We start from the raw sequence: 10,286 nt of genomic DNA on the forward strand, positions 1-10,286 counted from the left end.
CCCCCGAACGCCCCGCACCGTCGCTCCCGTCCGGCCCCCGGACCCTCCCCGGTCCCGCGGTCCGGACCGCGGGACCGGAGCCCGGCTCAGACGAGCCCGAGCTGCTCCACGGCCTGCCGCTCCTCCTGGAGCTCCGCGACCGACGCGTCGACGCGCCCGCGCGAGAACTCCGACAGCTCCAGGCCCTGCACGATCTCCCACGACCCGCCGCGCGAGACCACCGGGAACGACGAGATGAGGCCCGTCGGGACGCCGTACGACCCGTCGGACACGACGCCGGCGCTCGTCCAGTCGCCCTCCGGCGTGCCGTGGACCCAGTCGCGCACGTGGTCGATCGCGGCGTTGGCCGCCGACGCCGCCGACGACGCGCCGCGCGCGTCGATGATCGCCGCGCCGCGCTTCGCGACCGTGGGGATGAACGTGCCCTCGAGCCACTCGCGGTCCTCGGCGAGCCGTGCGCCCGGGGTCCCCGCGACGTCCGCCTGGAAGATGTCCGGGTACTGCGTCGCCGAGTGGTTGCCCCAGATCGTCACCTTGCGCACCTCCGACACCGGCACGCCCGCCTTCTTGGCCACCTGCGTCAGCGCGCGGTTGTGGTCCAGGCGCGTCATCGCGGTGAACCGGTCCTTCGGCACGTCCGGCGCGTTCGACGCCGCGATGAGCGCGTTCGTGTTCGCCGGGTTGCCGACGACCAGGACGCGGACGTCGTCCGCCGCGCCCGCGTTGATCGCCTGGCCCTGCGGCTTGAAGATGCCGCCGTTGGCCTCGAGCAGGTCGCCGCGCTCCATGCCCGGCCCGCGCGGGCGAGCGCCCACGAGCAGCGCGACGTTCGTCCCCTCGAACGCGGCGGTCGGGTCGTCGAAGATGTCGATGCCCGCGAGCAGCGAGAAGGCGCAGTCGTCGAGCTCCATCGCGGTGCCCTCCGCGGCCTTGACGCCCTGCGGGATCTCCAGGAGGCGCAGGCGCACGGGGGTGTCGGTGCCGAGCATCTGGCCCGACGCGATACGGAAGAGCAGTGCGTAGCCGATCTGACCGGCCGCGCCGGTCACCGTCACGTTCACGGGGGAAGTCATGCGCTCACTCTCCCACAACGCGAACCGCTCGGAAGCCCGACGGCGTCCGGAAGACGACGACGGCGACGCCCCTGCGAAGAGGGGCGCCGCCGTCGGGCGTGCGGGTGGGCGATCAGCCCAGGCGCGCCTTGAGGTTCTCGTCGAGCGCGGCGAGGAAGTCCTCGGTCGTCAGCCACTCCTGGTCCGGGCCGACGAGGAGCGCGAGGTCCTTCGTCATCTGGCCGGCCTCGACGGTCTTGATGACGACGTCCTCGAGGGTCTGCGCGAACTCGGTGACCTCGGGCGTGCCGTCCAGCTTGCCGCGGTGCATGAGGCCACGCGTCCAGGCGAAGATCGACGCGATCGGGTTGGTCGACGTCGGCTTGCCCTGCTGGTGCTGGCGGTAGTGGCGCGTCACCGTGCCGTGCGCGGCCTCGGCCTCGACGGTCTGGCCGTCCGGGGTCATGAGGACCGACGTCATGAGGCCGAGCGAGCCGAAGCCCTGCGCGACGGTGTCGGACTGGACGTCGCCGTCGTAGTTCTTGCAGGCCCAGACGTACCCGCCCTCCCACTTCATGGCCGAGGCGACCATGTCGTCGATGAGGCGGTGCTCGTAGGTGAGGCCCTTCGCGGCGAACGCCTCGGCGAACTCGGCGTCGAACACCTCCTGGAAGATGTCCTTGAAGGCGCCGTCGTAGGCCTTGAGGATCGTGTTCTTCGTCGAGAGGTACACGGGGTACTCGCGCTGGAGGCCGTACGCGAACGAGGCGCGCGCGAAGTCGCGGATCGACTCGTTGAAGTTGTACATGCCCATCGCGACGCCGCCCTCCTCGGGCATGGTCACGACCTCGAACTTCTGCGGCTCGGAGCCGTCGGCCGGCTCGAACGTCATCGTGATCTTGCCGGGGCCCGGGACCTTGAAGTTCGTCGACTTGTACTGGTCGCCGTGGGCGTGACGGCCGATGATGATCGGCTTGTTCCAGCCCGGCACGAGGCGCGGGATGTTGGAGATGATGATCGGCTCGCGGAAGACGACGCCACCGAGGATGTTGCGGATCGTGCCGTTGGGCGAGACCCACATCTTCTTGAGGCCGAACTCCTCGACGCGCGCCTCGTCGGGCGTGATCGTCGCGCACTTGACGCCCACGTTGTACTGCTTGATCGCGTTCGCCGCGTCGACGGTGACCTGGTCGTCCGTCGCGTCGCGGTTCTGGATCGACAGGTCGTAGTACTTGAGGTCCACGTCGAGGTACGGGTGGATGAGGCGGTCCTTGATGAACTGCCAGATGATGCGCGTCATCTCGTCGCCGTCGAGCTCGACGACCGGGTTGACGACCTTGATCTTGCCCATGCGCAGATCGCTCCAACTGTCGGGGACTGGTGCCCCCGGGAGCCGGACGGCGACCGTGCGGCCCGTGGGGCCCGGTCCGTCGCACACAGGGGCGTTGCTGACCGCGGTCCAGGGTACTCGACTTCTCGACGTCAAGATACTTTCGCGGTTCTCGGCGAACCGACCGCATCGTGAGACGGGACGTCCGTTCTCAGGTGGAGCACCGCTGATTTCCACGCATCTCCCGGGTGGTGGTGGCAAGATGCCCCCAGATGCCGGAATGGCCGGGCACTCGGTCAGGCATCGTGCCGTCGTCCCGACCGCCTCCCGGTGCCGCACCGTGGCGGCCGGGCCGGGACTGCCCGAAGTACCCACCGAACCAGACAGGATCATCATGTCCCAGGACACCACCGCTCCCGGCGCACCGGAGGGCTTCGTCGACGACCCGCGCCCCGCGCCGACGGAGACCGTCGCCGTCGTCCAGCCGAGCCTCCTCGCGCGTCTCGGCGCCGAGGTCTTCGGCACGTTCTTCCTCGTCCTCGCGATCGTGGGTGTGGCGCTCTACACGTTCGTCAGCCAGCAGAACGCCCTGGCCGTCGGCCTCGCCGGCGGCATCGCGGTGATCGCGGGCGCCGCGGCCGTGGGCAACGTGTCCGGCGGCCACTTCAACCCCGCCGTGACGCTCGGCGCCGCGATCGGCGGCCGTACGGCCTGGCGCGACCTGCTGCCCTACTGGGTCGCCCAGCTCGTGGGCGCGATCCTCGCCGGGCTCGTGCTGCTCGCGACGGTCCCGTCGTCGCTGCCCGAGCTCCTCGGGCAGGACGGCCGCGGCGGCGTGTTCGTCGCGACCGCCAACGGGTACGGCAGCTTCTCCTCGCTCGCGACGGCGTCGCAGGGCGGCACGGAGTTCGGCCTCGTGCAGGCGCTGCTCGTCGAGACGATCGTCACCGCCGTGTTCGTGGGCGTGATCCTCGGCGTCACCGACAAGCGCGCGAGCGTCCAGTACGCGCCCGTCGTCATCGGCCTCACGCTGACCGCGCTCATCCTCGTCGCCGCGCCGATCACCAACGCGTCGCTCAACCCGGCCCGCTCGATGGCGTCGGCGATCTTCGCGGGCGACGGAGACCTGTGGAAGCAGCAGTGGGTCTTCTGGGTCGCCCCGCTCCTCGGCGCCGCGATCGCGGGCCTCTTCTACCGCGCGTTCGCGTTCGCCCCGAAGCAGGACGACCTCCTCGGCGAGGACCGCGTCGTCTCGCTGACCGACGCCGACGACGAGGCCACCGCCGCGTACAGCGCGGCGGCCGGCGCCGCCGGCGCCGCCGGTGCGGGTGCCGTCGCCGCCGTCGTCGAGGAGGAGGTCGTCGTCACGGACGAGAACGGCGACGTCGTCGCGGTCGAGGAGGTCGTCGAGGTCGTCGAGGCGGACGAGCCCGCGGCGGGCGAGGCGCCCGGCACGGGCGAGACCCCCAAGGCCTGACGTCTCGACGCCGACGGGCCCGGACCGCGACCGCGGTCCGGGCCCGTCGTCGTTCGCGGCGAGGGGTCAGATCTCGCCCTGGTCGAGGCTGAGGGCGAGGAACGCCATGACGACGGCGGGCGCGAGGAAGAAGAAGACGTCCAGGCCGCGCGAGCGCACGGTGATCCCGACGGGGCCGGGACCGGGGACGGCCGCGCGGCACACCCCGGCCACGGCGAGCAGCGCAGCGAGCGTGAAGCAGCCGGCGCGCGCACCGACGAGCACCGCGACGAGCGTCGAGACCGCGACGCCCGCGAGAACCAGCCACATCGCGGGCTGGCGGGACGGAGCGAGGCTCGCGGGAGGCTCCGGGACCGGCGGCCGGGCCTCGCCGTCGGGCCGGGCACCCGCCGGGGGCTCTCCGTCGCCCGGCTCGTCCTCGACGTGGTGCCACGCCGGCACGAGCGTCGTCGGCGGCCGGTGGCGCGTCCCCCCGTCCGCGGTGACGTCGGTCACGCTGCTGCACCTTCCACGCCCGGAATCCTACCGTCGTGGCCTAGCGTGACGTGCATGTCGTCCGCCGAGCCGCCGGTCCTCCCGCCACCGTCTCCGCACCGCGGGGAACGCCCCGAGGCGGTCCCGGAGCCCCCCTCGTCGGTCGTCGTCGTGGGCGCCGGCCTCGCCGGCGCCCAGACCGTCGGCGCGCTCCGTCGTCGGGGGTACGCCGGGCGCGTGACGCTGCTCGGTGCCGAGGGTGTGCCCCCCTACGACCGGCCGCCGCTGTCGAAGGAGCTCCTGAGTCGCACGAGCCCGGCGTGGCTGGCCGAGGACCTCGGCGTGGACGTCGAGGCTCTCGCCGACGAGGTCCGCCTCGCCGACCCCGCGGTAGGGCTGAGGCGACGCTCTGCGCCCGAGGGCGGCACGTGGGAGGTCGCGACCCGGTCGGGCGAGCGCCGGACCGCCGACGCCGTCGTGCTCGCGGTCGGTTCCACCCCCGTGCGGCCCGTCGGCTGGGAGCACGCCCGCGTCCTGCACACCGCGCGGGACGCCGAGGACCTGCGCGGCGCGCTGCGGCCGGGGCTCCGCCTCGTGATCGTCGGCGCGGGCTGGATCGGTGCCGAGCTGGCGGGGGTCGCGACCGGCGCGGGCGCGCGCGTCACGGTCCTCGAGGCGGCCCCGACCCCGCTCCGGCGCCAGCTCGGACCGGGCGTCGGCGCGCACCTCGTGGCCTGGTACGCCGCCGTCGGTGCGGAGCTCGTGACCGGCGCCGCGGTCGCGGAGGTCCGTCCCGACGGCGTCCGGCTCGCCGACGGGCGCGAGGTTCCGGCCGACCTCGTGCTGGCTGCCGTGGGCGCTCGCCCCGCGACGGACTGGCTTGACGGCGCGGTCCCGCGCGACGTGCGCGGCAGCGTCCCCGTCGACGCGACCGGCGCCGTGCGCGGGCTGGACGGGCTCTGGGCCGTCGGCGACTGCGCGACCCGCGAGCACCCCGCGCTCGGTGCCGTCCCCGGCGGCCACTGGTCGGCCGCGCTCCACGACCCCGACGCGACGGTCGCCGCGATGCTCGGCGACGAGGACACCGGCCCGGGGCACGCCCCGTACGTGTTCTCCCAGCAGCTCGGCCACGACCTCGCCCTGTTCGGCGTGCCCGACGAGGCCGACGACGTGCTCTTCCGCGGCGACCCGTCGGGCGGGGCCACCGGCCACGAGGGCTGGGCCGCGTTCTACCTCGCCCCGGGGTCGCACGTCGGCGCGACGACGGACGACGGCCCGGACGGTCGGGTCGCCGAGGTCCGGGCGGTCCTCCTCGTCGACTCGCCGCGCGACGTCGGCCCCGTGCGCAAGGCGATGAACCGCACCGGCCGCCTCCGCGTCGACCTCGACGTGGCGCTCGACCCGAGCCGCCGCCTGCGCGACGCGCTCGCCTGACGCCCGGTACTCGACGGCCCCGCGGGTCCGGGAACCGGCGGGGCCGTCGAGCGAGGGTCGTGTCAGTGCGCGAAGTGGCGCGTCCCCGTGAAGTACATCGTCACTCCCGCCGCCCGCGCCGCCTCGATCACCTCGGCGTCGCGGATCGACCCTCCCGGCGCGACGACGGCGCGCACGCCCGCGTCGAGCAGGATCTGCAGGCCGTCGGCGAACGGGAAGAACGCGTCGGACGCCGCGACGGCGCCGCGTGCCCGCTCCTCGCCCTCGGCGAGGGTGTTGGCGCGCTCGACCGCGAGGCGGCACGAGTCGACCCGGTTGACCTGACCCATCCCGACGCCGACGGCGGCGCCGTCGTGCGCGAGGAGGATCGCGTTGGACTTCGCGGCCCGGATCGCGCGCCACGCGAACGCGAGGTCGGCGATCGTCGCGTCGTCGGCGGCCTCGCCGGTGACGAGGTTCCAGTGCTGCGGATCGTCCCCGCCGGTGACGTTCCCGTCGGCGTCCGTCACGACGGCGTCGACCCGGTCGGTGCTCTGCACGAGCAGCCCGCCGCTCACCGGGCGGGTCTCGACGGACGTCGTCGGCGGGGTGTCGACGACGAGGAGGCGGATGTTCTTCTTGGCCTGGAGGACCTCCAGCGCCTCGGGCTCGAAGCCGGGCGCGACGACGACCTCGGTGAACACGGGCGCGATCTGCTCCGCGGCCGCCTGGGTGACGACGCGGTTCGCCGCGATGACGCCGCCGTAGGCCGAGACGGGGTCGGTCGCGTGGGCGCGGGCGTGCGCCTCGGCGACGTCGGTGCCGACGGCGATGCCGCACGGGTTGGCGTGCTTGATGATCGCGACGGCGGGCGCGTCGTGGTCGTGCGCGGCGCGCCAGGCGGCGTCGGCGTCGACGTAGTTGTTGTAGCTCATGGCCTTGCCGTGGAGCTGCGTGGCCTGGGCGAGGCCGCTCGCGCCGTGGCCGTGGGTGTAGAGCGCGGCACGCTGGTGCGGGTTCTCGCCGTAGCGCAGCACGTCGGCGCGGTCCCACGTGGCGCCGATCCAGGCCGGGAACCCGGTGCTCACGGTCTCGCCGTCGGTCTCGACCGCGTCCGTGGGCGCCACGACGTTGCCCATCCACGACGCGACCGCGACGTCGTACGTCGCGGTGTGCACGAACGCGGCGGCCGCGAGCGCCTTGCGCTGCGCGTAGGTGAACCCGCCCGCCTGCACGGCCGCGACGACGTCGTCGTACCGGGCCGGGTCGACGACGACGGCGACGCTCGGGTGGTTCTTCGCGGCCGCGCGGACCATCGAGGGCCCGCCGATGTCGATCTGCTCGACGACCTCGTCCTGGCCTGCGCCCGACGCGACGGTGGCGGCGAACGGGTAGAGGTTGACGACGACGAGCTCGAAGGGCGCGATGCCGAGCTCGTCGAGCTGCGCGAGGTGGTCGGCCTTGCGCGAGTCGGCGAGGATGCCGGCGTGCACGCGCGGGTGCAGCGTCTTGACCCGGCCCTCGAGGCACTCGGGGAACCCGGTGAGGTCCTCGACCTTCGTCACGGGCACGCCCGCGCCGGCGATCGTCGACGCGGTGGAGCCGGTGGAGACGAGCTCGACGCCCGCCGCGTGGAGCGCCGTGGCGAGCTCGACGAGGCCGGTCTTGTCGTAGACGCTCAGGAGCGCGCGCCGCACGGGGCGCTGGGAGTCGTCGGCGAGCTGGACGTCGGGGGCGGCGGGCACGTGCGGGGCCGGGTGGGACATGACGAGGGGCTCCTCTGGGTCGCGGTCGCGGTCCGGCGGTGCACCGGTACCGAGTGGCTGAACCCAGGCGCCCAGGCGGTCGACGCACCAGCAGGTTGATCCGGCCGCTCCCCGGTGGTCGTTCCCACCCTCGCCAGTCGCGGCCGTCGCCCAGTCTACCGGCCCGCCCCGGGCGGCCCGGGCTCGTCCGGCACGACGCCCGACGCGGCGAGGGCGGTCGCGTCGTCGGCCCAGGTGTCGGGGGTGCCGACGCGCCAGAGCGACCGGACGGTGCTGAGGACGGCGACGGTGACGACGAGGAGCCCCGCGAGCACCACGAGCGCCGTCCCGAGCCCGAACCGTTCGAGGAGCCCGCTCCCGACGAGCGGCACGAGGGGCCCGGCGGCGAGGCTGGTGAGCCCCAGGACGGACGAGAGCCTCCCCTGGAGCTGTGGCGGCGTGATCGCGGCCGCGTACCCGGACAGGCAGGCGTTCGCCGCGGGGACCAGGAGGAGCGCCGGCGGGAGCAGGAGGACGTACCCGACGTACGTGTTCAGCGCCGCCATCGCCACGGCGCCCGCCGCGAGCGTGCCGAGCGCGCCGACGACGAGGACGCCCGCCCGGAACCGCGCGACGAGCCGGGGCGCGAGGACCGCGCCGGCGAGCACGCCCAGGCCCACCGCGAGGTCGACGAGGCCGATGAGGAGCGGTGCCGTGCCCGTGCGCACGAGCTCGAGGTTGATGCCGACCATGAGGCCGCCGAACGCGACGTTGATGACGACGAACAGGCCGAGGAGAGCGCGGAACAGCGGCACGGACCACACGAACCGGAGCCCTTCGCGCAGCGCCTCCGCGGGGCGGGTCGCGCGCGCCGCGGCGACGTCGCCGTTGAGCGGCTCGCGCACGAGCCACGTGCAGACGGTGGTCGCCAGGTGCCCGATCGCGGCCGCGGCGAGCGGGACGGCGTGCGCGACGGCGTAGAGCACGCCGCCGAGCGGCCCGGCGAGGAGGCTCGCGACGGCGTCCCTGCCCTGCACGGCCGCGAGCGCCGTCGGCAGCTGCGGCACGGGCACGACCGAGCGGAACGCCCCGCTCGTGGCCGGGTCGACGAGCGCCCCGACGACCGACGCCCCGAAGAGCACGGCCGCGAGGTGCCAGGCGGTGAGCGACCCGAGCCCCGCGGCGAGCGCGACGGTCCCCCACAGCGCCGCGCCGACGGTCGCCGACACGGTGATGAGCCGACGCCGGTCGACCCGGTCGGCGACGACGCCGGCGGGCAGCGTCGCCAGGAGCGCCCCGACCTGGCCGACGGCGGCGACGACGCCCGCCTGCACGACCGAGCCGGTGATCCCGTAGGCGACGAGCGGCACGGCGAACAGCGCGACGCCCGCACCGAGCGACTCCGCGGTCATCCCGGTCATGAGCAGCATGTACGACCGGTTGCGCAGGAGCGACGGCGGGACGATGAGGTTCGGGGCAGCCGTCGTCGACGACGGGTCGGCGGGCGGGTGGTCCTCGACCGAGGCGGCAGGCGGGTTCGTCATGGGAAGAACCTAGGTGCGCAACTCCAATTGCGCAATAGTCGTTGCGCACTTTCTGGTGCGCACCTCCACGTGCACCGCCCCGGGCGTTGCTAGCCTCGGCCTGTGCTCGAGACCTTCCGCGTCCAGGACCCCGCAGCGCTGCGGGCGATCGCGCACCCGCTGCGGCAGCGCATCCTCATGGAGCTCGCCGTCCTCGGGCACGCGCGCGCCGCGGACCTCGCCCAGGCGACGGGAGAGCCCGCGAACTCCGTGAGCTTCCACCTCCGTGTGCTCGCCAAGGTCGGGATGATCGTCGAGGCGCCCGAGCACGCGCGCGACCGGCGCGACCGGGTGTGGAAGAACGTGGCGCAGAGCTACGCCGTCGAGCCGGGTACGCCCGACGCGGTGCGCCACGTGGTGCGCCCAGCCCTGGCCTGGGCCGAGGAGACGTTCCGGCGCGGGAGCGAGACCGGGTCCCGCGAGGACCGGATCCTGGCGCTCAGCACGCTCGTGCTCACCGCCGAGCAGGCGGCGACGATGTCCCGCGAGCTCGCGGAGCTGCTCGAGCGCTGGACCGCGCGCTCGCTCGAGGAGGGGCGTGCGGCGCCCCAGGAGCGTCGCGAGACCTACCAGGCCCTCGCCGTCCTCGCACCGCGCGACCTCCCGCCCGCGGACGAGGCCGCCGGCGCGGGCACGGAGGACCCCGGCGCCTAGCCGAGCAGGGCTCGGCGGCCCTCGACGCGCAGCCCCTCGCGCGCGACCCGGCCGACCGTCTCGACGAGCAGCGCGCGCTCCGCGACCTTGATGCGCTCGTGGAGGGACGACTCGTCGTCGCCGTCCTCGACCGGGACGGCGACCTGGGCGATGATCGGCCCGGTGTCGACGCCGTCGTCGACCACGTGGACGGTGCACCCGGTCACGCGGACCCCGTACGCGAGCGCGTCCCGTACGCCGTGGGCACCGGGGAAGGACGGCAGGAGCGCCGGGTGCGTGTTGATCGTGCGGCCCGCGAAGCGCCCGACGAACGCCGGGCCCAGGATGCGCATGAAACCGGCGAGCACCACGAGGTCCGGACGGAAGACGTCGACCGCCTGCGCGACCGCCTCGTTCCACGCGGCCCGGTCGTCGAAGTCGCCCGGTGCCACGACGACGGCGGCGATCCCGGCCTCGCGGGCGAGGTCGAGTCCGCCCGCGTCGGCCTTGTCCGACACGACGCCCACGACGCGCGCCCCGTAGGCGGCGTCGTCGTGCGCGGCGAGGATCGCGGCGAGG

The 10,286-nt window shown here is 74.3% G+C and carries 9 protein-coding genes and 1 riboswitch; of the genes, 3 read left to right on the top strand and 6 right to left on the bottom strand.

What is annotated here, in order from left to right; genetic code table 11:
- Window positions 1–86 precede the first annotated feature (86 nt).
- The gene (locus A0J59_RS19340) at window positions 87–1,073 is read right to left on the bottom strand and encodes a malate dehydrogenase (protein WP_064317176.1); all 987 of its coding nucleotides are present in this window, start codon (window positions 1,071–1,073) and stop codon (window positions 87–89) included.
- Between the two features lie 112 nt (window positions 1,074–1,185).
- Entirely contained in the window at window positions 1,186–2,403 is a 1,218-nt protein-coding gene (locus A0J59_RS19345) for an NADP-dependent isocitrate dehydrogenase (RefSeq protein WP_047234064.1), read from the bottom strand.
- Window positions 2,404–2,776: 373 nt separating this feature from the next.
- Here A0J59_RS19345 and A0J59_RS19350 point away from each other — a divergent pair, with 373 nt between their 5' ends.
- The gene (locus tag A0J59_RS19350) at window positions 2,777–3,859 is read left to right on the top strand and encodes an MIP/aquaporin family protein (protein ID WP_052877741.1); all 1,083 of its coding nucleotides are present in this window, start codon (window positions 2,777–2,779) and stop codon (window positions 3,857–3,859) included.
- 66 nt (window positions 3,860–3,925) lie between these two features.
- On the opposite strand, the gene A0J59_RS21390 is transcribed toward A0J59_RS19350, so the two are convergent.
- A complete protein-coding gene (locus A0J59_RS21390) occupies window positions 3,926–4,354 on the bottom strand; it encodes a DUF3017 domain-containing protein (protein ID WP_052877740.1) in 429 nt (142 codons plus the stop codon).
- A gap of 54 nt (window positions 4,355–4,408) precedes the next feature.
- Between A0J59_RS21390 and A0J59_RS19360 the strand changes: the two genes are divergently transcribed.
- Complete coding sequence (locus A0J59_RS19360; protein WP_082919203.1) at window positions 4,409–5,767, top strand: NAD(P)/FAD-dependent oxidoreductase; 1,359 nt, start codon at window positions 4,409–4,411, stop codon at window positions 5,765–5,767.
- A 62-nt stretch (window positions 5,768–5,829) separates the two neighbouring features.
- On the opposite strand, the gene purH is transcribed toward A0J59_RS19360, so the two are convergent.
- Both purH and A0J59_RS19370 read right to left on the bottom strand, forming a co-directional pair.
- A complete protein-coding gene (gene purH / locus A0J59_RS19365) occupies window positions 5,830–7,512 on the bottom strand; it encodes a bifunctional phosphoribosylaminoimidazolecarboxamide formyltransferase/IMP cyclohydrolase (RefSeq protein WP_064317177.1) in 1,683 nt (560 codons plus the stop codon).
- A gap of 62 nt (window positions 7,513–7,574) precedes the next feature.
- Window positions 7,575–7,663, bottom strand: a riboswitch (ZMP/ZTP riboswitch).
- A 4-nt stretch (window positions 7,664–7,667) separates the two neighbouring features.
- On the bottom strand, window positions 7,668–9,035 hold the full coding sequence (locus A0J59_RS19370; RefSeq protein ID WP_064317178.1) for an MFS transporter: 1,368 nt from the start codon (window positions 9,033–9,035) through the stop codon (window positions 7,668–7,670).
- A gap of 102 nt (window positions 9,036–9,137) precedes the next feature.
- On the opposite strand from A0J59_RS19370, the gene A0J59_RS19375 reads away from it, so the two are divergent.
- Window positions 9,138–9,728, top strand: coding sequence for a helix-turn-helix transcriptional regulator (locus A0J59_RS19375; RefSeq protein ID WP_064317179.1), 591 nt, complete (start codon window positions 9,138–9,140; stop codon window positions 9,726–9,728).
- Here A0J59_RS19375 and purN read toward each other — a convergent pair.
- A partial coding sequence (purN, locus tag A0J59_RS19380) for a phosphoribosylglycinamide formyltransferase (RefSeq protein WP_064317180.1) occupies window positions 9,725–10,286 on the bottom strand: 562 nt, incomplete at its 5' end. The two genes, A0J59_RS19375 and purN, sit on opposite strands and share 4 nt — an antisense overlap.

Origin of the sequence: Cellulosimicrobium sp. I38E, assembly GCF_001647255.1 — a bacterium.
GTDB classification, from domain to species: domain Bacteria; phylum Actinomycetota; class Actinomycetes; order Actinomycetales; family Cellulomonadaceae; genus Cellulosimicrobium; species Cellulosimicrobium cellulans_E.

Excerpts from the sequence above, each read along its gene's own strand:
- A0J59_RS19340 (WP_064317176.1), bottom strand. The coding sequence starts at position 1,073 with ATGACTTCCCCCGTGAACGTGACGGTGACCGGCGCGGCCGGTCAGATC.
- A0J59_RS19345 (WP_047234064.1), bottom strand. The coding sequence starts at position 2,403 with ATGGGCAAGATCAAGGTCGTCAACCCGGTCGTCGAGCTCGACGGCGAC.
- A0J59_RS19350 (WP_052877741.1), top strand. The coding sequence starts at position 2,777 with ATGTCCCAGGACACCACCGCTCCCGGCGCACCGGAGGGCTTCGTCGAC.
- A0J59_RS19360 (WP_082919203.1), top strand. The coding sequence starts at position 4,409 with ATGTCGTCCGCCGAGCCGCCGGTCCTCCCGCCACCGTCTCCGCACCGC.
- purH (WP_064317177.1), bottom strand. The coding sequence starts at position 7,512 with ATGTCCCACCCGGCCCCGCACGTGCCCGCCGCCCCCGACGTCCAGCTC.
- A0J59_RS19370 (WP_064317178.1), bottom strand. The coding sequence starts at position 9,035 with ATGACGAACCCGCCTGCCGCCTCGGTCGAGGACCACCCGCCCGCCGAC.